Genomic DNA, 25614 nt, shown 5'->3' with positions numbered 1-25614 from the left:
GCGCGCACATGTCGTTGCGCGATCAACTACTGACGACCCTAGCTGATGTCGTTGCGTTGTCAACCATTTCCTCTATGATCGACCGCATGGAACAGGTTCAGTGGCTCAGCGCGGACGAGCAGCGCACGTGGCGTGCGTATCTCAACGCCACCCGTTTGCTGCTGCAACGACTCGACCAGCAGCTGGCCCGCGACGCCGACATCTCGTTGACCGACTACGAACTGTTGGTGCAGCTGTCGGAGGCGCCGGATCATCAGATGCGGATGCGGCCCCTGGCCGACGCGGTGACCGCGACCAAGAGTGGTGTGACCAGAGCGATCAATCGCCTGGTGGAGGCGGGGTGGGTGCGACGGGTGCCCTGTCCGGACGATCGACGTGGTGCGCTGGCCGAACTCACCGAGGCGGGCGCGGCGAAGCTCGCCGCCGCGAGCCCCGGCCATGTCGCGGCGGTGCGGTCGAATGTCTTCGACGTGTTGAGTCCGCGTGATGTCGATCGGATCGGTAGCGCCTATCTCGAGATGCACGCCCACATGGTCGAGATGTCGCGCTCGGCCACCGTCGCCGGTAAGCGCCTGTCCGTCCCATTGGTTGACGCGGCAACCAGCGTCGACTGAGGTCCGCTCTCCGAGGTGCGCACGGGCCGCTGCCGTCCGACAATGGCTGCGGCGTCGGCAACCCGCGAGGGCGCAGGGCATCAGAGGTGAGAGATGACCGAAACGTTCCGTGTCCCGGTGATCGACATCGGACCGGTGGTGTGCGGTGGCTCGGCGGTCGAGATCGCCGACGTGGTGACCGCGGTGGACGAGGCCTGCCGGACCGTCGGCTTCATGCAGATCCGCGGCCACGGCATCGATGACGGCGTCGTCGACGGTCTGACCCTGGCGATGGACGGGTTCTTCGCCCAACCGCTCGAGGTGCGCAAGACCTATCGGGTCACCGGCGCCAACCGCGGCTACAGCCCGCCTAAGAGTGAATCGCTCAGCCTCAGTCTCGGGGTCGAGGCCGCGACGCGCATGAACGACTTCTTCGAGGCGTTCAACGTCGGTGTCGAGGCGAGGTCGTTCACCGGTCTCGAGCTGTCCGAGGACGACTACGGCATCAACGTCTGGCCGGACGTCGAGGGGTTCGCCGAGGGCGTGCAGACGTACTTCGACGCGGCCGCTCGGGTCGCGCGCACGCTCACCACGATCTTCGCCGCGGCCCTCGGGGTGGCGGAGGACTTCTTCACCGGTATCGCGGACCACTCCATCGACGTGCTGCGGATGAACAACTACGCCCTGCCCGAGGGCACGGTCACCCTGGACGGGGAACTGACAGGGATGGGCGAGCACACCGACTTCGGCATCGTGACCGTGCTGTGGGCCGACCAGGTCGCCGGCCTCCAGGTCCTGGGGTCGGACCGGCGATGGCACGACGTCTCCCCGGTCGACGGCGCGCTGCTGGCGAACCTGGGTGACCTCACAGCGCGTCTGACCAACGACCGATGGCGGTCGACGTTGCACCGGGTCAAGCCGCCGATCGTGGATGGCACCATCCGGCGACGTCGTTCGGCGGCGTTCTTTCACGACGGGAACCCCGAGGCGGTCATCGCCACCCTGCCCGATGACCTCGAGTCCGCTGACGGGATGGCCTACGAACCGATCACGGTGCGTGATCACATCGCCGCCAAACTGGCGGGCTCGCGTCAGGGGAAGTCGAACGCCGCGGCCGTGCGGGAGGCCAACCGCGTTCTTGCCGCTCAGGATTCGAGCGGACCGACCTGACCTCAGCCGTGTGCGGTCGTGTCGAGCTTGGCGATCAAGCGGACTAGCTCGGCGATCTCGTCGTCGTCGAGGGCGTCGAACGCCGAGGGTGCCGGGTCGTCGGTCGTCATCGCGTCGGCCAGCACCGCGCGGCCGGAGTCGGTCAGCGACACCAACTTGCGGCGACGATTGGTCGGGTCGACAGTCCGCTCGGCGAGGCCGCGCTTCTCCAACTCGTTGACGCCGACGGTGGCCGCGGGGGCGTCGATGGTCGCCGCGGCTGCGAGATCGCCGATGGTGACCGCGCCGGAGCCGATCCGCCGCAACAGCCGGAAGTGATTGAACGGCAGACCGGTTCGCGCCATCATCGCTTTACGCCACGGGCCTCGGTGGTCGATCACGAAGTGTGCCATCAACTGCCAGGCCCGTGCGGCGTCGCGTGGCTGCGCGGTGGTCCGATCCTCAGACATGCGCGGGTGCCTTCGGCTCGCTCGGTGAGACGAACAGGAACGCCGTCTTCTCGACGGTGCTCTTGGCCCATCCGGTGGTGCTGATGATGCCGAGGGCGGTGATCGACAGTGCCAGTCCGGTCGTGATCCACCACAGCGGTTGGACAGCGTCGGTGAAGGCGCTGTCGGACGCGGTGACCGCGGCTCCGGCGATGGATCCGCTGATCGCGACGCCCAGGCTGACGCCGAGTTGGCGGCTGGTGGATGCGACGGCCGACGCCGCGCCGGCTCGGTCCCGCGGCATACCGCTGACCGCCGATGTGGTGATGGGGGCGTTGACCAGACCGAATCCGACGCCGAAGAGACCGAAGGCGATGATCAGCAGCCAGACCGGGGTGGTCGGCGTGAACGTCGTGAGCAGGACTGACGCGACGGCGAGCAGCAGACCGGAGGCGATCAGCGACGGTCGCGTCCCATAGCGCCCGACCAGGCGGCCGGAGATGGGGGAGAAGATCAGCGTGCCGATGGCGATGGGGAGGTAGATCAGGCCGGTGTGGACAGCCGAGTAGCCGCGGACGTTCTGCAGGTAGTTCGACATCAGGAACAGGAATCCGCCGTACGCCGAGAACGCGACGATCCCGATGACGGTCGCCGTCGCGAACGGAACGCTCCGGAAGAACCGCAGGTCGATGAAGGGGGAGGCGTGCCGTCCCTCATGGCGGATGAACCCCACCAGGCCGATGAGGGCGAGCGCGAAGATGCCGAGGGTGCGCGGGTCGCCCCACCCGAGGTTCGGTCCCTCGATCAGTCCGGAGATGAGTGACGCCATGAACAGGATGCCGAGTCCCTGGCCGAGCGGATCGAGCTTGCGGACGGTGGCCGAGCGCGACTCCGGGACGAAGATCGCGGCGAGGATGATCGCCGCCGCACAGATGGGCAGGTTGATCCAGAAGACGGCCTTCCAGTCCAGCAGGTCGATGAGCACGCCACCGACCATCGGTCCCAGCGCCATCGAGATGCCTACGACGGCACCCCAGACGCCGATCGCGCGGGCACGCTCGGCGCGACCGGTGAACACCTGGGTGATGATCGACATCGCGACCGGGTTGAGCATCGACCCGCCGATGGCCTGCACGAATCGTGCCGCGATGAGCATCTCGACGCTGGTCGAGAGGCTGCAGAGCAGCGACCCCAGCGCGAATACGACCAAGCCGATCTGGAAGATGCGTCGGCGGCCGAGGCGGTCGGCCATCGCGCCCGATAGCAGGAGCAGGCTGGCCAGGACCAGGGTGTAGATGTCGATGACCCACTGCAGTCCGGAGACCGAGGCGCCGAGATCCCGACGGATCGCGGGAAGCGCGACGTTGACGATGGTCGCGTCCATCGACACGATCAGCAGGCTCAGGCAACAGGTGCACAGGATGATCCATTTGCGCCGTGCGCTGTAGGTCTCGGTTTCCACCGGACCATTGTGAAACTACAACTGTTAGTCGAGCAAGGGGTCGCCGAGTGGGATGGGTCACCCCCACCGCCGAGCGTGCCGAAATCGCGTGCCGAATGTGCCGACTAGCGTCTGCCGTGTGGACCGTTCTCCTGATGTGGCCTCCCGATCATGACCGGCGCGCTCGACGGCATCGTCGTCGCCGACTTCAGTCGGGTCCTCGCCGGCCCGTACGCGACGATGCTCATGGCCGATCTCGGCGCCGAGGTGGTCAAGGTCGAACGCCCGGGCGCAGGCGACGACACCCGTTCCTGGGGGCCGCCGTACGAGAAGGACGCCCCGGACGGCGCCGAGCCGATGGCCACCTACTTCACCTCGGTGAACCGCAACAAGACGTCGCTGGCCGTCGATCTGCAGACCGACGACGGACGACGTGCGGCACGAACCCTGGTCGAGCGGTCCGACGTCGTCATCGAGAACTTCCGCGCCGGGACGATGGAACGCCTGGGCCTCGGATACGAGACGCTGTCCGCGGATCGGCCCGATCTCATCTACTGCGCGATAACAGGATTCGGTCGAGACGGTGGTGCGTCCATGCCGGGGTACGACCTGCTCATCCAGGCCATGAGCGGATTGATGAGCGTCACCGGGCCCGAGGACGCGCCGTCGAAGGTCGGCGTCGCGGTGATCGATGTGCTCACCGGGGTCCACGCGGTCGCGGGCATCCTCGCCGCCCTCCGACATCGCGACCGCACCGGCGTCGGTCAACGGGTGGACCTCGATCTGCTCTCGGTCGCCCTCTCGTCGATGGTCAACCAGACCGCCGGCTATCTCGGTGCCGACGTCGTGCCCGCGGCGATGGGTAATCGTCACCCCAGTGTCGTTCCCTATCAGGTCTTCTCGACCGCGGACCGCCCACTCGCGGTGGCCGTCGGCAACGACAAGCTGTTCACCCGCATGGCCGAGGCCATCGGCTCACCCGAACTCGCGACCGACGAGCGATTCACGACCAACACCGCGCGCATCACGAACCGGGACGCCCTCGTCGCCGACATCGCCGCCGCCCTGCGCCCACACGGCGCGGACCACTGGTTCGAGGTGCTCACCGCCGCAGGGGTTCCCGCCGGGCCCATCAACGACGTCGCCGAGGCCTTCGACCTCGCGCGGCGACTCGGGATCGACCCCGCGGCGCAGATCCCCGGGACACCGACCCCGACGGTGCGCAACCCGATCGGGATGTCGGTGACACCGCCGACCTACCGGATGCCGCCCCCGGTACTGCCGTAACCGCCCAGTCGTCGTCCGCAACCGCCCACTCGATGTCCGTAACCGCCCAGTCGACGAGTTAGGTGCGGGGGTCGGTCCGCAGGATGCCGTAGACCACGACGTCGTGTCTGATGCCGCCGTTGCCGAGGTGCGCCGACCGCAGGATTCCCTCCTCGGTCATGCCGCACCGCAGGGCCACGCGTCGGGAGGCGGGGTTGATCGTCGAGGCATCCAGCGCGACCCGGTACGCGCCGATCGTCCAGGAGTAGTCGATCAGTAGACGGGTTGCGCGGGTGGCGATCCCGCGACCGCGTGCCCACGGCGCGACCATGTACCCGATCTCGGTCACGGCGCTCTCGTCATCCCGGATCCGCAGACCACACGTACCGACAAGGGCGTCGTCGGCGTCGGCGATCGCCACCTCGAAACCGGGCCACACCTTCGTCGAGTGTGTCTCGACGAAGTCGACCGCGTCCTGTCGGGTGTAGGGGTCGGGGACGGTGGTGAAGGCAATCGAGTCAGGGTCCGACGCGGTATGCAGCACGGCGTCGACGTCGTCGGGTTCCAGGGCGCGCAGCGTGATCACCCCGTCGGTGAGCGTCGGGATGTGACGCGGCCACTCCATCATGGCGCCACCCCCGTCCCCGCGCCCAGACGCGCCATCAGGTCCCCGATGATCGCGGCGCGTTCGCCGGCGCCGGACTCCTGCAGCGCGTGGGTCCGCACGAGGGCACTCACCGGCACCCGCAGGCGTCCGTTCCTCTCCCGCAGCAACGCGATCGCCGGCCCGGGTTGGTCGTCGTAGAGGACCGTCCAGGTGTCCGGGTGGTTGATCAGTTCGAGCGCTGCGGTGTGATCGGCCGCGATCGGCGATCCGTACCGCGGCACCGCATCGACGTCGGCGAAGGCCTGTCGGATGACGTTGTGCAGCAGAACCTGCTGCTTCTGTGGCGGCAGGATCAGCGGGTGGGACACGAGGTCGCGCAGATCGACCTCCGCCGCCCCGGCGAGCGGGTGCTTCTCCGACACCGCCACCACGAGCTCCTCGACCCACAATTGCTCGACCCGCAACCGGGGATCGCTGACGCTTCCGCGGATCAGCGCGATGTCCACGTCGCCGGAGACGACGGCGTCCACCCGCTGCTGGAAGTTCTTGATGACGAACTCGATCTCGACGTCGGGGTGTCGTTCGCGGACCTCGGCGATCGCCGACAACGACCGCCGCGCGAACGACATGTTCGCCGCCAGGCGGACCCGCGATCCGGGGTCGCGCACCGCTGCGTACGCGTGCTTCTCCAGATCGATCATCTGACGGGCGACCGGCAGCAGACGCTCACCGGCCTCGGTGATGGTCACCGTGCGGGTGGATCGCTCGAACAGGGCCGCGCCGAGGTCGCGTTCGAGGCGCGCCACCTGATGGCTGATCGCCGACTGCGAGATGAAGGTGCGCTCGGCGGCGCGGCTGAAACTCAGTTCGTCAGACACGGCCACGAAGTACGTCAGCTGTCGTAGTTCCATCTCGCCCCCTCTGTCGCAGGTCACCGATCCTATCGGTTCATTCATGAGCAATCCAGATCAATTGCATCTGGAAAACGCGCGTGACGCGGGGAACGCGAACCAGGAGCATGGGGGTTGTTCATGAGTAGCGAGAGGAGAACGACGTGCGCACAGATGACGCGACGTACTACGACGTGGTGATCGTCGGATCGGGATTCGGCGGGCTGGCCGCCGCCCGCCGCCTACGCGGCCGGGGCAAGACCGCCCTGCTGATCTCGAGCACCCCGGAGCATCTGTTCCAGCCGCTGCTCTACCAGGTGGCCACCGGCGTCCTGGCCCGCGACGACATCGCGCCCCGCACCGACACCCTGCTGCGTCGCCACCGCGACGTCGAGGTGGTCGACGGGATCGTCACCGCGGTCGACGCGATGCCCGCGGTGCTCACCTACCGGGCCGACGGTCAGGACCATCGGGTCCACTACGGATCGCTGATCGCCGCGACCGGCGCCGCCCAGAGCTACTTCGGCCGCGATGAGTACGCCGACCGCACCTTCGCCCTCAAGACCATCGACGACGCGACCCGACTCCGCGCCCACCTGCGAGCGTGCTTCGACGCGCCTGCCGACGACGCGGCGGCGACCACCTTCGTCGTGGTCGGTGCCGGTGCCACCGGGGTCGAGGTCGCCGGTCAGATCGCCGAACTGGCCCGTAGGCATGAGCGCCGTGAGGTCGCGATCACGCTCGTCGAGGGTCTTGACGAGGTGCTGCCCGCGTTCGGTGGCGGGCTGAGCGATTACTCGAGGGGCGCGTTGGAGAAGTCGGGTGTCGAGGTTCTCACCGGCTCGATGGTCACCGACATCGCCGACGGCGTCGTCACCGTGGACGTCAACGACGGGGCGGCCACCCGCAAGATCACCACCGACACCGTCGTGTGGTCGGCCGGGGTGTCGGCCAGCGACTTCGCCGGAGTGCTGGCCGAGGCGACCGGTTGCGACACCGACCGCGCCGGACGTCTCCTCGTCAACGACGACCTCACGGTCGGCGGCATCGCGAACATCTACGCGATCGGCGACATGACCTCGTTGCACGGCTACCCGGGACAGAGTCCGGTCGCCATGCAGCAGGGTCGGCACGCCGTAGACATCATCACCCGCAGGCGCGCCCCGGGCAGCGTCTTCAGCTACCTCGACAAGGGGTCGATGTCGATCATCAGCCGCGGTCGGGCGGTCGCGAAGCTGACCGAGCGCATCACCTTCCGTGGTCTGCTCGCCTTCGTCGCCTGGCTCGGTGTGCACCTGTACTACCTGGCGGGCGTGGGCAATCGGGCCAAGGCGGTCGTCGCGTGGGTCCGGTCGTTCGTCGGTACCGCGCGCCCGGGCTTCGACGAGGTCGTCGAGACCCCACGGCCCGAGCCGGCGAGGATCGCGGGCTAGGCCGCTCGGTTCACGAACCCGCGGGGGCCAGGTCCTCGTCGACCTTCTGCTCTGCCTCGACGCGGTTGGCGTGGAAGTCCTTCGACCGGATCAGCAGGGCGCTCGAGATCGCGGCGACCGCGGCGATGCACGCCGCGAGCAGCAGGATGAGGTCGAGGGCGTTCGCGTAACCCCGACCCGCACTCGCGGTGACCAGCTCGCGCAGCGGGGCGGGCACCGACGAGATCACCTGGGCGGCGCCGCCGTTGGCGACGGCGTCACCGATCTCGCGCCCCTTGTCGGCGATCGGTGTCCCGGCCAGGGAGTCGGAGATGTTGTTGCTCAACCGCGACGAGAGCAGGCTGCCCAGCAGGGCGACGCCGGTCGCGATGCCGATCTGCCGGAACGTCGAGTTCATGCCCGACGCCATACCGGCGCGGGACTGCTCGACGACGCCCACCGCGGTCGACGCCAGCGGGACGTTGATCAGACCGGTTCCGATGCCGGCGACGACGAATCCCGGGATGAACTGGGTCCAGCCGCCGGTCGGGTCGGTGCCGCGCATCAGCAGCAGGCCGGCACCGACGAGCACGAACCCCGGTGTGATCAGCCAGCGGGCGGGGATCTTGTCCGAGAGTCGGCCGGCCACCGCCGCGGCGACGAAGACCAGTCCGGAGAACGGCAGGAAGTAGAGCCCGGCCTGCAGCGCGGAGTAGCCCATCGTGTTCTGGAGGTAGATCACGATGTATGTCAGCAGCGAGAACATCGACGCGGAGATGGCCCAGGCGGCGATGAGTCCGCCGGTGAAGGTGGGGACGCGGAACAGCGATCCGTCGACCATCGGCTGGTCGGAGACGCGTTCCACCACGACGAAGGCGGTCAGCAGCACGGCCGCGGCGATCAGCGAGCCGGCCACCTCGAGCGAACCCCAGCCGTCGGCGTGGCTGCGGATGAGGCCGAACACCAGGAAGGCCAGGGCGGCGCTGAAGGTGACGCAGCCCAGCCAGTCGATGCGGTGCTGCCCGGGGGCCTTCGACTCGTCGACACCGATGATGGTCATCACCAGGGCGAAGACGCCGACGGGGATGTTGACGAAGAAGATCCAGTGCCAGGACAACCCGCTGGTGAGTATGCCGCCGAGCACGGGGCCGACCGCGACCGAGACGCCGGTGACCGCACCGAAGACGCCGAAGGCGACGCCGCGCTCGCGGGGGGCGAAGGCCTGCGCGAGCAGGGCCAGCGACGTCGCGAACATGATGGCCCCGCCGACGCCCTGGGCGACGCGCGAGACGACCAGCGTGGTGATGTTCGGCGCCAGACCGCAGGCCAACGACCCGACCGTGAACACCACGATGCCGATGGCGAAGACCTTCTTGCGGCCGACGATGTCGGCGATCGTGCCCGAGGTGAGCAGCAGCGCCGCCAGCGCGAGGGCGTAGGCGTCGATGACCCACTGCAGATCCGACAGGTCGGATCCGAGATCGGTCTGGATGTCGGGGAGCGCGACGTTCACGATGGTCACGTCGAGCAGGAGCATGAACACGCCGGTGCAGACGGCGGTCAGGGTGAGCCACTTGCGGGCCATGGAGCCTCCAGGTTGAGTGCGGACTCAGAAAAGGGTGACACATTCTGAGTGAACACTCAACAATTGACTTCTGTTGGGTAGTGTGGCTCCCATGGCGCGACGCGGAAGGCCCCCGGCGATCGGACGCGACGAGCTGTTGTCGTCCGCGCTGGCGGTACTGCGCGAGCGCGGTGTCGCGCGACTGACGACTCGCGAGGTCGCCACGCGCGCAGGCGTTTCCGAGGGGTCGATCTTCTATCACTTCGGTGACCGACAGGCCCTGCTCACCGCGGTGTTCCACGAGGCGCTGCGCCCGCTGTTCGCGTTCAAGAACGACATGGACGCCACCGAGGTAAGGGTCCTCGAGGACGTCCGGGCGGTCCTCGAGCAGTACGTCGGAGCGGTGCACACGTTCCTCGACGACGGTCTCGATCTGCTGGTCGCGGCACACGGCGACGGGGGGCTGCGCGACGAGGTGGGCGCGGTGATCACGGCCAACGACTTCGGGCCGCATCGCGGTGTCGCCGCGATGAGCAGGTATTTCGGCGCGCTGAAGGAGGCCGGTCTCGTCGCCGACGACGTCGACACCGACACCGCGGCCTATCTGATGGTCAGTGCCACGTTCCTGCGGTCGGCCCAACCCAAGCTGTTCGGCCACGCGAAAGGCGTCGCGTCGATGACCGACGTGATCGATGTCGTGCTGCGCATGCTGGGGGCCGACGCGCGAACGTCGGGCTCGGTCTAACCGACGACCTTCTCGGTGCGCTCGTACCCGCGCTCGACACCGTCCTTGCCCGGGCGCCACCAGTCCTCGTTCTCGCGGTACCAGTCGACGGTGGCCTCGAGGCCGGCGCGGAAGTCGGTGTACCGCGGTGACCACCCCAGCTCCGTGCGCAGTCGCGTGGAGTCGATCGCGTAGCGCATGTCGTGCCCGGGACGGTCGGTGACGAGATCGTATGCGTCGGTGGGCTTGCCGAGGATCTCCAGAATGGTCTCGACGACGGTCCGGTTGTCGGTCTCGCCGTCGGCGCCGATCAGGTAGGTCTCGCCGACGACACCGGCGTCGATGATCCGCCAGACGGCGTCGTTGTGGTCGTCGACGTGGATCCAGTCGCGGACGTTGGCGCCGGTGCCGTAGAGCCGGGGTCGTGCGCCGGTGAGCACGTTGGTGATCTGGCGGGGGATGAACTTCTCGACGTGCTGGTAGGGCCCGTAGTTGTTGGAGCAGTTGGAAAGGGTGGCGTGGATGCCGAAGGACCGGACCCAGGCGCGCACGAGCAGATCGCTGCCCGCCTTGGTGGAGCTGTAGGGGCTCGACGGGTTGTACGGCGTCGACTCGGTGAACCGGGCCGGGTCGTCGAGCGCGAGATCGCCGTACACCTCGTCGGTGCTGATGTGGTGCATTCGGGTTCGGTGCCTGCGCACGGCCTCCAGCAGGGTGTAGGTCCCGACCAGGTTGGTCTGCACGAACGCAAACGGGTCGGCCAGGGAGTTGTCGTTGTGCGATTCCGCGGCGAAGTGGACGACGATGTCGGTCTGCGCCACGAGACGGTCGACGAGGTCGGCGTCGGCGATGTCGCCCTCCACGATCTCGATGCGGTCGGCGACCGGATCGAGGGTGGACCGATTGGCGGCGTAGGTGAGCTTGTCGAGCACGGTGATGTCGACGTCGGGACGGCTCGCCGCCGTGCGGAGGACGAAGTTGGCGCCGATGAATCCGGCACCCCCCGTGACCAGTGCGCGCATCGCACATCCTTCCGGTTGTCGGTGCAACGGATGCGAGCCTACCGGCCCACACCTGCGGCTCGTGAGGTTGAGCCGGACACCTCACCGAGGCATAGTGTGTCGCCATGCGGGGAATCATTCTGGCCGGCGGCACCGGTTCGCGGCTGCATCCGATCACCCTCGGGGTGAGCAAACAGCTCGTCCCGGTCTACGACAAACCGATGATCTATTACCCCTTGTCGACGCTGATGCTCGCGGGCATCACCGACATCCTGGTCATCACCACACCCGGTGACGCGGCATCCTTTTCACATCTGCTGGGCAACGGTGAGCAGTTCGGCATCTCCATCACCTACGCGGTACAGCCGTCACCGGACGGGCTTGCGCAGGCCTTCGTCCTCGGGGCCGACCACATCGGGGGTGACTCGGCCGCACTGGTGTTGGGAGACAACATCTTCTACGGTCCCGGACTGGGCAACCAGCTCATGCGATTCAGCGACGTCGACGGGGGAGCGGTGTTCGCCTACTGGGTCGCCGACCCCGGCGCCTACGGTGTCGTGGACTTCGATTCGTCCGGCAAAGCCGTTGCGCTACAGGAGAAGCCGAAGAATCCCCGTTCGAACTACGCCGTCCCGGGGTTGTATTTCTACGACAACGACGTCGTCGAGATCGCTCGCGGACTCACACCGAGTGCACGCGGCGAGTACGAGATCACCGACATCAACCGGGCGTACCTCGACGCCGACCGACTGCAGGTCCACGTCCTGCCCCGCGGGACCGCCTGGCTCGACACCGGCACGTTCGACTCGCTGCAGGACGCCGGGAATTTCGTGCGAACGGTCGAACAGCGGCAGGGGCTCAAGATCGCGGTCCCCGAGGAGATCGCGTGGCGCCGAGGTTACATCGGCGACGACGAACTGCGCTCCCGGGCGGAGAAACTGACGAAGTCGGGCTACGGCGACTATCTCCTCGGCATCCTCGACAGGGGGCTCTAGCCGTGCGAGTCCGTCCGCTGTCTGTCGCCGGCGCGTGGGAGTTCACCCCGGTGCAGCATCCCGATCCGCGAGGGGTCTTTCTCGAGGCGTTCAAGGCGTCCGTCCTCGGTGAGCTGATCGGGCACGAGTTCTCGCTCGCCCAGGTCAACACCTCGGTCTCGGCGGCAGGTGTGCTGCGGGGTGTGCACTTCGCCGACACCCCGCCCGGTCAGGCCAAATACGTCACCTGTTCGCGCGGGGCGATTCTCGACGTGGTCGTCGACATCCGCGTCGGGTCGCCGACCTTCGGGCAGTGGGACAGCGTCGTGCTCGACGACGTCGATCGCCGTGCGGTCTATCTGTCGGAGGGACTCGGACACGCATTCCTGTCGCTGGCCGACGACTCCACCGTCGCCTACTTCTGCTCCACCGGATACAACCCGGGCGGCGAACACGGCATCCACCCGCTCGATCCGGCCATCGGAATCGACTGGCCCGTCGTCGGCCGCGACGGCAGCCCGCTCGAGGTGTCGCTGTCGGACAAGGACACCGCCGCACCGACCCTGGAGCAGGCCGCGGCGACCGGGCTGCTGCCGCGCCTCGACGACGTCGAGCGATACCTTTCGGGCCTCGCCGCGCGCGACGCCTGACCACCAGTTGGGCACGTACATCCCTCAGTTGGGCAGGTACGACCACCAGGTGGGCACCCGCCGCAAACGTGGCGCCTCCTATGCCCAACCGGCGGGCTTACGTGCCCAACTGGCGGGCTTACGTGCCCAACTGGCGGGTCAGCGGGCCTGACCGTAGAGATGGTCGACGTGCAGACGTAGGACCAGGCGGCCGTCGTCGATCATCGCGCGGCGGTAGTCGTCCCAGTCGTCGTGTTCACCGCCGATCGCGCGGTACAGCTCGATCAACTCGGTGACGGCGTCGTCGTCGGGGGCCGCGGCCACCGCGCTGAGTTCGACCGCCCCGTCGGCGACCGCATACGACCACCCGTCGGGACTGCTGACGTGCATCGCCGCGCGGGGGTCGCGGCGGAGGTTGGCGGTCTTGGCCCGCCCGTCGGTGATCGACACCCGGAGCAGTCGGGTCGTCTCGTCGAAGGCGTAGTTGACCGTCGACAGCTGCGGACGGCCGTCGCGCCGGATCGTCGCGAGCACACCCTGGTCGTGTGCGGTGATGAGGTCGAGCAGTGCCTGTTCGGTCGCCATGTGTCGACTATCGCGCCCGGCCACGCCGCAGGCAACCGCCCGCGACGCGCATGGTTAGGGTGGAGGAATGAGTGACGACGTCGACAGCACACCCGAAGGTTCGGACGGCGAGTACAGCCTCGACTCCGACGACCAGCTCCAGCCTGGGGACACGCTCGACGAACGAGGTGTCGAGGACATCCTCGACGAGGGCTACTCCCCGCCGGAGAAGCCCAGCAAGGCAATGCGTTACGGCGTGACGGCCGAAGATCAGCGCGAAGGCGAGTCGCTCGACGAGCACCTCGCCGAGGAGGAGCCGGATCCGGCCGCGCAGATCAACCTGCACGACGATCCGCCCGCGCCCGATCCCGACGGTGTCCCCGACGACATCGACGAGTACGACAACGAGGTCGGCGACGAGCGGTCGGGTCGGCTGCTCGCACCCGACGAGGGCGTCGACGCACATCTGTCGAGCCAGGAGACCGCCGAGGACGTCGGATTCGACGGGGCAGCGGCATCGGCCGAGGAGGCCGCCGTGCACGTCGTACCCGACGAGCGCGCCTGAGCCGGTAGGCCTCGCTCAGCCGGCCTCGGGGAAGGGTGGCAGTGGCTTCTCGTGAAGCCACTGCTGCCACAGCCGGTTGAGCGACCCCTCGCTGTGGCGCGCGGCGAGTGCCGTGAAGTCGTCGGTGGACACCGAGCTGTAGCGGTACTCGCGGGTCCACTCCTTGAGCAGATCGAAGAACTCGTCGTCACCGACGCCGACCCGCAGCGCGTGCAGCGTGAGCGCGCCGCGCTTGTAGACGCGGTCGTCGAACATCGAGTCCGGTCCCGGGTCGCCGACCTCGAGATCCTGTCGTGCCGAGGACAACTGGCGGTGGTGGTAGCGGGCCAACGAGTCCGCGGACTGTCCGCCGGAGTGCTCCGACCACAGCCACTCGCTGTAGCAGGCGAAGCCCTCGTGCAGCCAGATGTCGGCCCATCGCGCCAGCGTGAGCGAGTTGCCGAACCACTGATGGGCCAGCTCGTGGGCGACGAGACGCTCCGAGCGTCCGGTGCCGTCGCAGTGGTTCGCGCCGAACGTCGACAGCCCCTGGGCCTCGATGGGGATCTCGAGATTGTCGTCGGTGACGACGACGGTGTACTCCGGGAACGGGTACGGACCGAACATGTCGCCGAATGCCGCCACCATGTCTTTCTGGCGGGCGAAGTCGGACGCAAAATTCGCCTTGAGGCGTTCGGGGAGAACGGCTTTGATCTTCACCGGCCGGGTCGCGAGCGTCGTCTGCACGTACGGGCCGATCTGGACGGTCGCGAGATAGGTGGCCATCGGCTCGACCTGCTCGTAGATCCACGTCGTCGAGCCGGCCTTGGTGCGTTTGCGCTGCAGCGTCCCGTTGGCCACCGCCAGATACGGCGACTCGGTGGTGATCGCGATGCGGTAGCTCGCCTTGGAACTCGGGTGGTCGTCGCAGGGGAACCACGACGCGGCGCCGTTGGGCTGGCTGGCGCACAGGGCGCCCTCGGTCAGCTCCTCCCATCCGACCTCGCCCCACGGTCCGCGGATCGGCTTCGGTGAGCCGGAGTACTTGACCACGACGGTCATCGCCCCGCCCGGCGGCAGCGAGTCGGCGGGGGTGACCGAGAGCTTGTTGGTGCGCTGGCTGTAGCGCGAGGCCCGCTTGCCGTTGACCGACACCCGCGACACCGACAGCGACGTCGCGAGGTCGAGGCTGAACCGTCCCAGGGTGTTGATCGCGGTGGCGGTGATCGTGGCGGTGCCCGCCAACCGGTTGCTGGCCACCTTGTACTCGAGATCGAGGTCGTAGCGACTCACCCGATAACCGAGATTGCCGTTCTTCGGGAGGTACGGATCGACACCGTCGTCGGGGTCGCCGAGCAGGGGACCCGTCCCGGTGTCCGAGTCACGCGCACCTTTGCCAGTCCTACTCGGCACCCATCCTCCAGTCGCGCACGTCATCTCGTCGGTTCGATTGTGGTGGTACGAGGTTACCCGTCGGACCGCAGCCTCGCGGATCGGCCGGGTTCGGTGTGACCGGGCGGCCGAGCCGGTAGCGTTCGAGCGGACCGGACATGTCGGGCGCAGTTGTCGGGAAGGACACCTGATGGGTACATCGAGAAGTTTTACGTCGTTGGTGGCGCGGGTGATCCTCGGATTCATCTTCATCATGCACGGATGGCAGAAGCTGCACACCAATGGCATCGACGCCACCCAGGCGGGCTTCATGAAGATGGACGTGCCGTTCCCTGAGTTCAGCGCCTACTACGCGACCTACGTCGAGCTCGTCGGCGGCATCCTGTTGATCCTGGGCATCCTGATGCCCCTGGTGTCGATCCTCCTGATCGCCGACATGATCGGCGCGATCATCTACGTGCACGCCGACAAGGGGTTCTGGAACTTCGACGGCGGCTACGAGTTCCCGCTCGCGCTGATCGCCGCGTTGGTCGCGGTCGGTCTGGTCGACACCGGTCGTACCGGGGTGGACGGTTTCGTGACCAGCAGGCGGCGCCGTCGCAGCGAGGTCTGACCTCACGCGTCGGTGCGCGTCCACGGCGCGATCGGGTTGCCCTGCCACCGTGTGTGGTCCGGGACGACGTCGCCGCGCATGACCAGTGACGCCGGTCCGACGGTCGCCGACTCACCGAGTCCGGCCGCCGGGAGTGCGACGCAGTGCGGTCCCAGGGTGGCGCCGTCGCCGAGGGTGACCCGGTCCATGGCCATCACCCGATCGTGGAACAGGTGGGTCTGCACCACGCACCCGCGCTGCACGGTGGCGCCGTCGCCCAGCGTCACGAGGTCGGCTTCCGGGAGCCAGTAGGTCTCACACCAGACGCCCTTGCCGATGCGCGCGCCGAGCAGCCGCAGCCACACGTTGAGGATCGGGGTGCCCGTCGCGGCGTTCGCGAACCACGGCGCGGCGACGGTCTCGACGAACGCGTCCGACAGCTCGTTGCGCCAGATGAACGAACTCCACAGCGGGTGTTCACCCACCTCGATCCGGCCCACGACAAGCCATTTGGCGGCCGCGGCGACGCAGCAGGCGATGGCGCCGGCCACCAGCAGGATCAGGCCGCTCACCAATGCCGCCACCCAGAACTGCGAGCGCGAGGCGATGTACTGCAGGCCGATGAGCACGAACAGGCCGAGGCCGAAGGTGATCATGACCGGGATCAGCCGCATCGTCTCGACGACCGCGCGGGCCACCTTCAACTTCATCGGCGGGTCGAACGTGCGGCTGGTGTCGGAGTTGGCGGCGGTACGTCGCAGACGGACCGGGGGACTGCCCAGCCAGCTCGATCCGGCCTTCGCCTTGCTCGGCGTGGCCGAGAGGACCGCGACGAGGCTGTTCTTCGGGACCTTGCGGCCAGGACCGGTCATCCCCGAGTTGCCGAGGAACGCGCGCTTGCCGATCTTCGCCTCGTCGATGTGCATCCAGCCGCCACCGAGCTCGTAGGAACCGACCATGGTGTCGTCGGCGAGGAACGCGCCGTCGCCCACCGACGTGAACTTCGGGATCACGAGCGCCGTGCTGATCTCGGTGCCCTTGCCGATGTCGGCACCGAGCAGTCGGAACCAAGCAGGCGTGAGCAGGCTCGCGTACAGCGGGAACAGGAAGGTTCGTGCGGAGTCCATCAGTCGCTCGGTGGCCCAGATCTGCCAGCCGACGCGGGAGCGAACCGCGTGGTAGCCCGGGACCATGCCGAGCGAGAGCAGCCGGACGCCGATCGCGGTGATGGCGGCGAAGACGAGCAGGGAGGTGACCGTCGCGGCGGGCAGCAGGGCGAGCGAGCGCAGGGCGACCGACCGGAGTCGGTCGGCGTCGGCGGCCCACGACCCGATCACGGCCAGTCCGGCGGCCAGCGACACCAGCGGGATCCCGGCGAGCGCGACGGAGGTGATGCCGTAGATGGGCACCCACCGGCTGCGGCGCGGCGGCCGTTCGGCGGGCCACGGGGTGGTCGCCTTCCCGGTCTTGACCGCGGGCGAACCGGCCCAGTGCTGGCGCGCCTTGACCCGTCCCATGACCGCCGATCCCGGCGCGACGACTGCGTCGCGGCCGACGCGCGCACCGGGCAGCAGCGTGGAGCGGGCACCGACGGTGGCGCGCTCGGCGATCTCGATGTCGCCGATGTGGACGACGTCGCCGTCGATCCACCAGCCGGCGAGGTCCACCTCGGGTTCCACCGAGCACTGGTCGCCCAGCGAGATCATCCCGGTCACCGGCGGCAACGTGTGCAGGTCGACGCCGTGGCCGATGTCGGCGCCCAGGGAGCGCGCGAAGTAGATCATCCACGGCGCACCGGCGAGGTTGGCGGCACCACTCGCCTCGGTGAGGCGTTCGGCCAACCACAGCCGCAGGTGCACCGAGCCGCCGCGCGGATAGCTGCCCGGGGTGAGGCCGCCGAGCAACGTCCGACAGCCCACCGCCGCGATGACCATGCGCCCCGGCGGGGTGATGAACACGATGAACGCGGCCAGCAGGATCCACCAGTTGACCGTGATCAGCCACGGGGCGTCGGAGAACGTCGCGGCGATGTTGTTGGCGACCCCGAGCCAGGTGGCCCACTGCAGGCCGGTGAGCGTGGTCAGTGGCACGGCGAGCGCGACCTGGATCAGACCCGCGAGGCGCGGTGTCGGTGCGACCTCGCGGGGTTCGGCGGTGATGCCCGGGTTGAGGTCGTCGAGCATCTGCGCCAACGACCCCAGTCGGGGGTGGTCGTAGAGATCGGCGACGGTCACCTCGGGATAGCGCTCCCGCAGGCCGGTCACCAGCTGTGCCGCCCCGAGCGAACTGCCGCCCTCGCTGAAGAAGTCGGCGTCCGGGTCGACGATGGTCACACCGAGTACCGCGGTCCATTTGTCGGCCACCCACTGCTCGGTGGCGCCGAGATCGCTGGGGTCGCCGTCGCCCGCGGACCCCGGGAGCGGCCACGGCAGCGCGTTGCGGTCGACCTTGCCCGAGACCTTGGCCGGCAGCTCGTCGACGAGCGCCAGGCGCGGGACGAGTGCGGCGGGCAGTTGCGCGACGAGTGCGTCGTGGGCGGCGGCGATGTCGAACGCGGGGTCGGTGGAGACGAGGTATCCGACGAGCACCGAGTTGCCCGCCGCGGTCTTGCGCACCGCGGCCGCGGCCCCGCCCACGTTGGGAAGGTTCTGCAGCGCGGTGTCGATCTCGCCGAGTTCGATGCGACGGCCGCCGACCTTGACCTGGTCGTCGGCGCGTCCCGCGAACACCAGCCCTGCCGCGTCGAGGCGGACGAGGTCGCCGCTGCGATAGGCGCGATCCCAGCCCAGAGTCGGCATGGGGGAGTACTTCTCGGCGTCCTTGGCCGGGTCGAGGTAGCGGGCCAGCCCGACCCCGCCGATCACGAGTTCGCCGGTCTCGCCCTCGGCGACGGGGTTGCCCGCGGGGTCGACGACGGCCAGGTCCCAGCCCTTGAGCGGCAGGCCGATACGCACCGGGGACTCGCCGGTGAGCAACGCCGCGCACGCGACGACGGTCGCCTCGGTCGGGCCGTAGGTGTTCCAGACCTCGCGGCCGGGCACCGAGAGGCGTTCGCCGAGTTCGGGTGGGCAGGCCTCGCCGCCGAAGATCAACAGGCGCACCGCCTCGAGTGCCTCGGCGGGCCACAGCGATGCGAGGGTCGGGACCGTCGAGACCACGGTGATGTCGCGGGAGACCAACCACGGGCCGAGGTCCATGCCGCTGCGCACGAGCGCGCGGGGAGCCGGGACGAGGCAGCCGCCGTGGCGCCAGGCGAGCCACATCTCCTCGCACGAGGCGTCGAAGGCGACCGACAGCCCGGCCAGCACCCGGTCGCCGGGGCCGATCGGCTCGTCGAGCAGGAACAGGTCGGCCTCGGCGTCGACGAACGCCGCGGCGTTGCGATGGGTGACCGCGACGCCCTTGGGTGTGCCGGTGGACCCGGAGGTGAAGATGATCCAGGCGTCGTCGTCGGGGGTGGGGGTCTGCACGGCGTCGTCGGTGGCGTCGCGGGCGCGGACCGCAGGCGTCCGGTGCAGGCCGGTCGCGTCGATCACGGCGGCGACCTGTGCCTCGCCGAACACCAGATCGGCACGCTCGTCCGGGTCGTCGACATCGACCGGGACGTATGCGGCGCCCGCGGAGAGCACCGAGAGGATCGCGAGATAGAGCTCGCGGGAGCCCGACGGCATCCGGATCCCGACCCGATCGCCGCGACCGATCTTCTGACCGTTCAGCCACCGACCGCCCTCGACGACCGCCTCCGACAGCTCGGAATAACTCAGGGCGACGTCGCCGTCGTCGATCGCAGGCGCCTGCGGGTACCTCTGCGCGGTCTCGGCGAGGATGTCGATGAGCGTTCGCGGTGCGCCTGCCTGCGACGACAGGAGGTATTGCGGGGGAATCGGGGTGGTCACCGACGTCCTTTCCCCGCGCGGTTCCGCGGCGGGCGAGAAGCGATCATGCAGGATTTGGACGGTGTCAGTGTTGCAGCTCTCGACTGTGCGCAGGCGGTGAGGTCGCCCACCGAGAGGCGCCTCGAATGGAGCGAAACGCGGATCGGGGGCGACACTGTCACGTAAGTTTCGTTTACATTCGATGTAGATCCATCAACCAGTGGCGATTTCCGCGCCCGGGATCTGCCGTCCGACGTGGCGCGTACCGACAAGAAACCGGCGGGCGCTCCCACAGTCGACAAACGCCGGAGGAGGTTTTCGATGCCGGTGATCACGCACAACCGCCCGAGCCGTGGATCGCGACCGATGTGGTTCGGTTCCCGACTGTTCATCAGGCCGATACTCAAGGTTTGGCCGCTGTCCCCGTCCGGGATGAAGTTGCTCTACCTCGTCGACCGCGCGGCTGCCCGCGGACCCAAGCCCCGAGGCGTCGTCCTCGAACAGATGGAACTCGCCGGTCGGCCGGTCGAACTCGCCGTCCCCGCGGGTCCGAGCCGCCGCGACAGCGACACCGCCGTGTTGTACCTCCACGGGGGCGCGTTCATCACCTGCGGCCTCGCGACACACCGTCTCGTCGCCGCCCGGATGTCACGCGGCACCGGCCTCCCGGTCTTCTCGCAGGCGTACCGCCAGCTGCCCGAAGCGGGTGTCGGTACGTCGGTCCACGACGCCTACTACGCGTACCGCGAGCTGCTCCTCGAGCGCGGCTACCGCCACGTCGTGGTCGCCGGCGACTCCGCGGGCGGATTCCTCGCCGCCAAGATCACCGAGTACGCACTGCGCGACGACCTGACCCCGCCGACGGCCTATGTCGGGTTCTCGCCGCTCCTCGATCTCGACCTCGCCGCCAACCCGGACCGCAGCAGCCGCAGCGACGCCTACCTGCCGATGTCGAAGATGGCCGAGCTCGCCCCCCTGTTCGACCAGGGCCCGATCGAGTTGACCGGCGTGCGCCGAATCGGCGAATTGTCCCCGGCGATCTTCCCGCCTGCACTGTTCACCAGCGCGCAGAACGAGATGCTCGAGCCCGACATCATCGAGCTCGTCGAGTCCATCGACGCGAATGGCGGCTCCGCGGTCGCGCACAGTTTCGCCTGGCAGATCCACGCGTTCCCCGCGATCTCGGGCAAGCATCCCGAGACGCTCGAGGCGATCGCGTTGGCCAGTCAGTTCGTGAAGGCGGCGCTGCAGGCGGCCAAGGACGACGACATGTCGGACGAGGAGAGGCACGGCGCCGCGGGCTAGTCGGCCGCGCGCCGCTCGCGACGGGCCTGGGCCCGGCACTTCGCCGAGCAGTATCGGACGTCGTCCCACTGACCCCGCGCAGCCCAGCGCTTGCGGTTGTCGAAAGGGCGACCGCACACCTCGCACGCCTTCGACTCACGCCAGTCCGAGGAATCGCCACGCTGCCTGCCCACGCATCCAGTGTTGCAGGCGAGGTGTCACGTCGACGGCAAGGACGGTTCTGATCCCCGGTCGTCGACGATCCGTCGGCGGTGATCGACGACCGGATCGAGGACGTGGATCGTTTCGTGCCTCGGGTCTAGCCTGGAGTGAGTGCCGACGGCGTCGTCAACCCGTGACGCAGTGTGATGCCGGACCCGCCGTTGTATAGGAGCTTCGCCCATGTCAGCCCAGTCCATATCCGAACTGTTCGCCCTCGACGGTCTGCTCGACGGCGAGGAACGCGAGATCCGCGACACCGTGCGCAAGTTCGGTGACGAGCGCCTGCGTCCGAAGGTCTCCGAGTGGTTCGAGGACGCGAACTTCCCGGTCCGCGAACTGGCCCCCGAACTCGGTGCGCTCGGACTGTTCGGCATGCATCTGGAGGGCTACGGCTGCGCGGGGACGTCGGCGACCACCTACGGTCTGGCTTGCCTGGAACTCGAGGCCGTCGACAGCGGACTGCGCAGCTTCGTCTCCGTGCAGGGATCGCTGGCGATGTTCGCCATCCACGCGTTCGGCAGCGGGGACCACAAGAACGAGTGGCTGCCGAAGATGGCCGCGGGTGAGGCCATCGGTTGCTTCGGGCTGACCGAGGCCGACTACGGGTCGAACCCCGGCGGGATGCGGACCGGCGCCAAGCGCGACGGCGACGACTGGGTGCTCAACGGATCGAAGATGTGGATCACCAACGGGTCGGTCGCCGACGTCGCCGTGGTGTGGGCGCGCACCGACCTCGACGAGGGGGCCCGCGGCATCCGCGGCTTCGTCATCCCCACCGACACCCCCGGGTTCAGCGCCCCCGAGATCAAGCGGAAGTTGTCGCTGCGCGCGTCGGTCACCTCCGAGCTGGTCCTCGAGGACGTCCGGCTGCCCGAGTCGGCGATGCTTCCCGGCGTGCAGGGACTCAAGGGTCCGCTCAGCTGCCTCAACGAGGCCCGGTTCGGCATCGTGTTCGGCTCACTCGGCGCCGCGCGCGACTGCCTGGAGACCGCGATCGCCTACGCCGCCGAGCGTGAGGTGTTCGACAAGCCGCTCTCCGGCTACCAGCTCACCCAGGCCAAGCTCGCCGACATGGCGCTCGAACTGGGCAAGGGGCAGCTGCTCGCGCTGCACCTCGGCCGCATCAAGGACGCCGGCTCGCTGCGACCCGAACAGATCAGTCTCGGCAAGCTCAACAACGTTCGCGAGTCGATCCAGATCGCGCGGGAGTGTCGGACGATCCTCGGTGCCAACGGCATCACGCTGGACTACCCGGTGATCCGCCACATCAACAACCTGGAGTCGGTGCTCACCTACGAGGGCACCAGCGAGATGCACCAGCTGACCGTCGGCAAGGCGTTGACCGGTCGCGACGCCTTCCGCTGAGCATCGGACAAATCGGCAACCGTTAAGCTGGCGCCCATGGAGCAGGGCATGCGTACGTTCTCGAAGATCCTGACCCTGATCGGGTCGGTCATCCTGATCGGCTGCGTCGGTTATCTGATGGTCGGCTGGTGGGACGAGAAGCGGTGGGCGTGGCTCGCCATCGGTGTCATCGTCATCGCCGTCAACCTGGGCGTCGTCGTGGTCCGACTCAAGCCGACTCCCAAGCCGCGGGACTGGACCGTCGACGAGGTGCGTGCGGTGATCGAACCGATCCACGGTGAGCTCACCCAGATCCGCACGCTGCGCCGTGCCGACAAAGGCTTGACGCTGGCCAAGGCCGCCGAACTCGTGGCCCAGGCGCGCATCACCACCTGAGCGGCGTGAACGCGCGTCTCCCGTTCAGACGCGCGTCAATCTGGGCGCGCGTCTGAGCGGTGAGCGCGCGTCCATGTCGGACGCGTGGATCTCAGCGACGTCGCAGCGAGGCGTCGAGCAGCGCGGGCGGGGTGTCGAACTTCTCCTCCGGGGCCAGATCGACTCCGGGGGCGACGATCTCGTCGATCGCGTCGAGGACGTCCGCCGACAACTCGATGTCGCCGGCGGCGAGCTGCGACTGCAGGTGATCGAGCGTGCGCGGGCCGATGATCGCACTCGTCACGCCGGGGTGGGCGGTGACGAACCCGAGCGCGAGTTCGATCAGGGTCAGTCCGGACTCGTCGGCCAGCGTGACGAGCTTCTCGACGGCGTCGATCTTGGCCTTGGCGGCCGGTGCGTCCGGTCCGAACCGCTGAGGCATCAGCTTCGCGCGGTTGGTCGTGCTCTCCTTGCCCGCACGGATCGCGCCCGAGAGGAAGCCGCCGGCCAGCGGGCTCCACACCAGCACGCCCATGCCGTACTGCTCGGTGACCGGCAGGACGTGGGATTCGATGCCGCGCTGCAGGATCGAGTACGGCGGCTGCTCGGTGACGAAGCGGCTCAGGTGGTTCTCGCGAGCGGCCCACTCCGCCTGCACGATGCGGTAGGCGGGATACGTCGACGAACCGAAGTAGCGGATCTTGCCCGCCCGCTGCAGGTCGGTCAGTGCCGACAGGGTCTCCTCGTCGCTGGTCCTCGGGTCCCACCGGTGGATCTGGTAGAGATCGACGTGGTCGACGTCGAGACGGCGCAGGCTGTTCTCGAGTTCGGTGACGATCCACCGGCGCGAGCTGCCCTGGTGGTTGCGTTCGTCGCCCATCGGGTTGAACACCTTCGTCGCCAGGACGATGTCGTCGCGGCGGCCCGCGATGGCCTTGCCGACCATCTCCTCCGACTCGCCCTGGCTGTACATGTCGGCGGTGTCGATGACGTTGATGCCGCCCTCGATTGCGGCGTCGACGATCGCGGTCGCGTCGTCCTGGGTGGTTTTGCCGATGGCGCCGAAGTTCATCGCGCCGAGCGCGAGGGTGCTGACCTGTACGCCGGTGCGGCCGAGAGTGCGGTACTTCATGAGACTCCTGATCTGAGCTACGGTGTCGGAAACGGAACGTCGTTCCGAATCCAAATATACGGAACGCTGTTCCGTTTGTCGAGAGGGGATGTCGCCGTGGTCGAGCCCGTGCCGTCGCCGACACGCAAGCGGGCCGACGCCCGACGCAACGCCGAGACGTTGCTCGACGCTGCTGCTGCCGCCTTCGTGACCGGGGGGGTCGCTGTTCCGGTCCGTGAGATCGCGGCCGTAGCCGGAGTGGGCGTGGGCACCATCTACCGCCACTTCCCGACCCGCGCGGACCTGATCGTGGCCGTCTACCGCCATCAGGTCGACGCCTGTGTGGCGGCCGGACCGGAGTTGTTGGCACACAACGATTCCGCGCACAGAGCCCTCGCCTCGTGGATCGATCTGTTCGTCGATTTCCTGGCCACCAAGCACGGCCTCGCCGAGGCGTTGCAGTCCACCGACCCCACCTTCGAGACGCTGCACTCGTACTTTCTCGACAACCTCGTCCCGGTCTGCGCCGACATGCTCGACGCCGCGGTGCGGGCCGACGAGATCCGTGCCGACGTGCGCCCGACGGATCTGATGCGGGCGGTCGGCAACCTCTGCATCGGTGCGGGGGCCGATCCCCGATACGACGCGCGTCGCATGGTCGGAGTCCTCGTCGCGGGCCTCGGGGTGCAGCCCAGCCGCTGACGCCTACGGCCTGGGTCAGGCCGCCGCGCGCTCCACGGAGAGCAGGCTGTTGGCGTGGTGCTCCTCGCGATAGGCCCGAGCTCCGCCGTTCGCCCCGAACAGCCGCTTGCTCCACACCAGCCAGACCACCGCGGCCACATTGACCGCGAGCAGCAGGATGCGCAGCACGGTCACCTTCTCGGTCAGCTCGTAGACCTCGACCGGCAGGAAAACGCCGGTCGCGACCACGGCGAAGTACTCACCCCACCGCTTCATCAGCCACAGCCCCGTCGCCTCGATCAGCTGTGAGATCCCGTACACCGCGATCGCGATCCCGATCCACACGAGCGTGGTGGAGCTGAGGGAGAAGCTCTTCTCGACGAGCCGGATCACCTTCGAGTCGTCGATGTTCCACCCGAGCTGGTTGGCGAGTGGACGCAGCAGCGGCAGCTCGGTGTCGAAGGCGTGGCGTGCCGACTCGCGGCTGTCGCGGAAGCGGATGACCGCACCCGCCGCGATCAGCAGGACGATGGCGCGCAGCAGTCGCTCGACGGCGAGGAGTCGCAGCACGACCCGGTCGCGCGCGGCTTTACCGCCCGCGATGTCGGGAGCCTCGTCGGCGGGACCCTGACCTCGCGGTTCGCCGATCACGAAGTCGCCACACCGTAGGCAACGCCAGACGTCGCCGGCCGTGGTGGTCCCGGTCAGTCGTGACCGCAAGCCCGGATGGTCGGTGGGCTCATAGGTTGCGTGCCCGTGCCGGCTACATGCGCGCAGTGACCAGTCCATCGATGACGCCGCCTCCCCTCGGGCCGAATGTGTCCACACCATAAGTGGTGATCGGTAGACCCGAAAGACGATGTGGGCTTTGCCCGATTCCGGGTGTCACGAACAATTCGGGGGCGTTTCACTCGGCTTCGGCGCGAGTGTG

Annotated in this window: 25 protein-coding genes; 13 read left to right on the top strand and 12 right to left on the bottom strand. The window is 68.3% G+C overall.

All coding sequences use genetic code 11. From position 1 onward, the window contains the following. Positions 1-86 precede the first annotated feature (86 nt). Both IEV93_RS01415 and IEV93_RS01410 read left to right on the top strand, forming a co-directional pair. Positions 87-614, top strand: coding sequence for a MarR family winged helix-turn-helix transcriptional regulator (locus IEV93_RS01415; protein WP_188490284.1), 528 nt, complete (start codon positions 87-89; stop codon positions 612-614). A gap of 93 nt (positions 615-707) precedes the next feature. Further along, the gene (locus IEV93_RS01410) at positions 708-1763 is read left to right on the top strand and encodes an isopenicillin N synthase family dioxygenase (protein WP_188486232.1); all 1056 of its coding nucleotides are present in this window, start codon (positions 708-710) and stop codon (positions 1761-1763) included. A 2-nt stretch (positions 1764-1765) separates the two neighbouring features. Here IEV93_RS01410 and IEV93_RS01405 read toward each other — a convergent pair whose 3' ends face one another. Then, the gene (locus tag IEV93_RS01405) at positions 1766-2212 is read right to left on the bottom strand and encodes a MarR family winged helix-turn-helix transcriptional regulator (RefSeq protein WP_229704809.1); all 447 of its coding nucleotides are present in this window, start codon (positions 2210-2212) and stop codon (positions 1766-1768) included. Then, positions 2205-3653 (bottom strand): MFS transporter, encoded by a 1449-nt coding sequence (locus tag IEV93_RS01400; protein ID WP_229704808.1) that lies wholly within the window; start codon positions 3651-3653, stop codon positions 2205-2207. The genes IEV93_RS01405 and IEV93_RS01400 overlap by 8 nt, the downstream gene beginning before the upstream one ends. Before the next feature lie 150 nt (positions 3654-3803). Here IEV93_RS01400 and IEV93_RS01395 point away from each other — a divergent pair, with 150 nt between their 5' ends. Further along, entirely contained in the window at positions 3804-4919 is a 1116-nt protein-coding gene (locus IEV93_RS01395; RefSeq protein ID WP_188486231.1) for a CaiB/BaiF CoA transferase family protein, read from the top strand. Between the two features lie 58 nt (positions 4920-4977). Here the strand turns inward: IEV93_RS01395 and IEV93_RS01390 are convergent, their stop codons facing one another. Both IEV93_RS01390 and IEV93_RS01385 read right to left on the bottom strand, forming a co-directional pair. Beyond that, positions 4978-5526, bottom strand: coding sequence for a GNAT family N-acetyltransferase (locus tag IEV93_RS01390; protein ID WP_188486229.1), 549 nt, complete (start codon positions 5524-5526; stop codon positions 4978-4980). Further along, complete coding sequence (locus tag IEV93_RS01385) at positions 5523-6461, bottom strand: LysR family transcriptional regulator (RefSeq protein WP_229704807.1); 939 nt, start codon at positions 6459-6461, stop codon at positions 5523-5525. Before IEV93_RS01385 ends, IEV93_RS01390 begins: the two co-directional genes overlap by 4 nt. 98 nt (positions 6462-6559) lie before the next feature. Between IEV93_RS01385 and IEV93_RS01380 the strand changes: the two genes are divergently transcribed. Further along, positions 6560-7828: an NAD(P)/FAD-dependent oxidoreductase gene (locus IEV93_RS01380; RefSeq protein WP_229704806.1), complete on the top strand. Its 1269-nt coding sequence runs from the start codon at positions 6560-6562 to the stop codon at positions 7826-7828. Between the two features lie 10 nt (positions 7829-7838). Here the strand turns inward: IEV93_RS01380 and IEV93_RS01375 are convergent, their stop codons facing one another. Beyond that, positions 7839-9392, bottom strand: a complete 1554-nt coding sequence (locus tag IEV93_RS01375) for an MFS transporter (RefSeq protein WP_188486227.1) — start codon at positions 9390-9392, stop codon at positions 7839-7841. A gap of 91 nt (positions 9393-9483) precedes the next feature. On the opposite strand from IEV93_RS01375, the gene IEV93_RS01370 reads away from it, so the two are divergent. After that, entirely contained in the window at positions 9484-10116 is a 633-nt protein-coding gene (locus tag IEV93_RS01370) for a TetR/AcrR family transcriptional regulator (protein WP_188486225.1), read from the top strand. On the opposite strand, the gene rfbB is transcribed toward IEV93_RS01370, so the two are convergent. Continuing rightward, positions 10113-11117, bottom strand: a complete 1005-nt coding sequence (gene rfbB, locus IEV93_RS01365) for a dTDP-glucose 4,6-dehydratase (RefSeq protein ID WP_188486223.1) — start codon at positions 11115-11117, stop codon at positions 10113-10115. The genes IEV93_RS01370 and rfbB overlap by 4 nt on opposite strands. A 104-nt stretch (positions 11118-11221) precedes the next feature. Between rfbB and rfbA the strand changes: the two genes are divergently transcribed. Together rfbA and IEV93_RS01355 are read left to right on the top strand one after the other, a co-directional pair. Next, positions 11222-12091, top strand: coding sequence for a glucose-1-phosphate thymidylyltransferase RfbA (gene rfbA / locus IEV93_RS01360; protein WP_188486221.1), 870 nt, complete (start codon positions 11222-11224; stop codon positions 12089-12091). A 2-nt stretch (positions 12092-12093) separates the two neighbouring features. Continuing rightward, complete coding sequence (locus IEV93_RS01355) at positions 12094-12720, top strand: dTDP-4-dehydrorhamnose 3,5-epimerase family protein (RefSeq protein WP_188486219.1); 627 nt, start codon at positions 12094-12096, stop codon at positions 12718-12720. 138 nt (positions 12721-12858) lie between these two features. On the opposite strand, the gene IEV93_RS01350 is transcribed toward IEV93_RS01355, so the two are convergent. Next, positions 12859-13284, bottom strand: a complete 426-nt coding sequence (locus tag IEV93_RS01350) for a PPOX class F420-dependent oxidoreductase (RefSeq protein WP_188486217.1) — start codon at positions 13282-13284, stop codon at positions 12859-12861. Positions 13285-13351: 67 nt separating this feature from the next. Between IEV93_RS01350 and IEV93_RS01345 the strand changes: the two genes are divergently transcribed. After that, positions 13352-13828: a DUF5709 domain-containing protein gene (locus IEV93_RS01345; RefSeq protein WP_188486215.1), complete on the top strand. Its 477-nt coding sequence runs from the start codon at positions 13352-13354 to the stop codon at positions 13826-13828. Positions 13829-13843: 15 nt separating this feature from the next. Here the strand turns inward: IEV93_RS01345 and IEV93_RS01340 are convergent, their stop codons facing one another. Then, positions 13844-15220 (bottom strand): M1 family metallopeptidase, encoded by a 1377-nt coding sequence (locus tag IEV93_RS01340; protein ID WP_229704805.1) that lies wholly within the window; start codon positions 15218-15220, stop codon positions 13844-13846. Positions 15221-15389: 169 nt separating this feature from the next. Between IEV93_RS01340 and IEV93_RS01335 the strand changes: the two genes are divergently transcribed. Further along, positions 15390-15812 carry a DoxX family protein gene (locus IEV93_RS01335; RefSeq protein ID WP_188486211.1) on the top strand — a complete coding sequence of 141 codons (423 nt, stop codon included), beginning with the start codon at positions 15390-15392 and terminating at the stop codon, positions 15810-15812. A gap of 2 nt (positions 15813-15814) precedes the next feature. Here the strand turns inward: IEV93_RS01335 and IEV93_RS01330 are convergent, their stop codons facing one another. After that, a complete protein-coding gene (locus IEV93_RS01330) occupies positions 15815-19687 on the bottom strand; it encodes a Pls/PosA family non-ribosomal peptide synthetase (protein ID WP_188486209.1) in 3873 nt (1290 codons plus the stop codon). A gap of 300 nt (positions 19688-19987) precedes the next feature. Between IEV93_RS01330 and IEV93_RS01325 the strand changes: the two genes are divergently transcribed. After that, positions 19988-20971 (top strand): alpha/beta hydrolase, encoded by a 984-nt coding sequence (locus IEV93_RS01325; protein ID WP_188486207.1) that lies wholly within the window; start codon positions 19988-19990, stop codon positions 20969-20971. Here the strand turns inward: IEV93_RS01325 and IEV93_RS01320 are convergent. After that, positions 20968-21144, bottom strand: a complete 177-nt coding sequence (locus IEV93_RS01320; protein WP_188486205.1) for a DUF2256 domain-containing protein — start codon at positions 21142-21144, stop codon at positions 20968-20970. The genes IEV93_RS01325 and IEV93_RS01320 overlap by 4 nt on opposite strands. Positions 21145-21352: 208 nt before the next feature. Between IEV93_RS01320 and IEV93_RS01315 the strand changes: the two genes are divergently transcribed. Together IEV93_RS01315 and IEV93_RS01310 are read left to right on the top strand one after the other, a co-directional pair. Next, complete coding sequence (locus IEV93_RS01315; protein ID WP_188486203.1) at positions 21353-22537, top strand: acyl-CoA dehydrogenase family protein; 1185 nt, start codon at positions 21353-21355, stop codon at positions 22535-22537. Between the two features lie 48 nt (positions 22538-22585). Further along, positions 22586-22912, top strand: coding sequence for a hypothetical protein (locus IEV93_RS01310; RefSeq protein WP_188486201.1), 327 nt, complete (start codon positions 22586-22588; stop codon positions 22910-22912). A gap of 91 nt (positions 22913-23003) precedes the next feature. Here IEV93_RS01310 and IEV93_RS01305 read toward each other — a convergent pair whose 3' ends face one another. Continuing rightward, positions 23004-24023: an aldo/keto reductase gene (locus IEV93_RS01305; RefSeq protein ID WP_188486199.1), complete on the bottom strand. Its 1020-nt coding sequence runs from the start codon at positions 24021-24023 to the stop codon at positions 23004-23006. 96 nt (positions 24024-24119) lie between these two features. Here IEV93_RS01305 and IEV93_RS01300 point away from each other — a divergent pair, with 96 nt between their 5' ends. Then, positions 24120-24704 (top strand): TetR/AcrR family transcriptional regulator, encoded by a 585-nt coding sequence (locus IEV93_RS01300; RefSeq protein WP_188486197.1) that lies wholly within the window; start codon positions 24120-24122, stop codon positions 24702-24704. A gap of 15 nt (positions 24705-24719) precedes the next feature. On the opposite strand, the gene IEV93_RS01295 is transcribed toward IEV93_RS01300, so the two are convergent. After that, a complete protein-coding gene (locus tag IEV93_RS01295; RefSeq protein ID WP_188486195.1) occupies positions 24720-25472 on the bottom strand; it encodes a DUF2127 domain-containing protein in 753 nt (250 codons plus the stop codon). Between the last annotated feature and the right edge of the window lie 142 nt (positions 25473-25614).

Source organism: Williamsia phyllosphaerae (genome assembly GCF_014635305.1).
Lineage (GTDB): Bacteria > Actinomycetota > Actinomycetes > Mycobacteriales > Mycobacteriaceae > Williamsia_A > Williamsia_A phyllosphaerae.
Note: the sequence above shows the minus strand (reverse complement) of the source record. Positions and strands in the feature narration are given on the sequence as shown.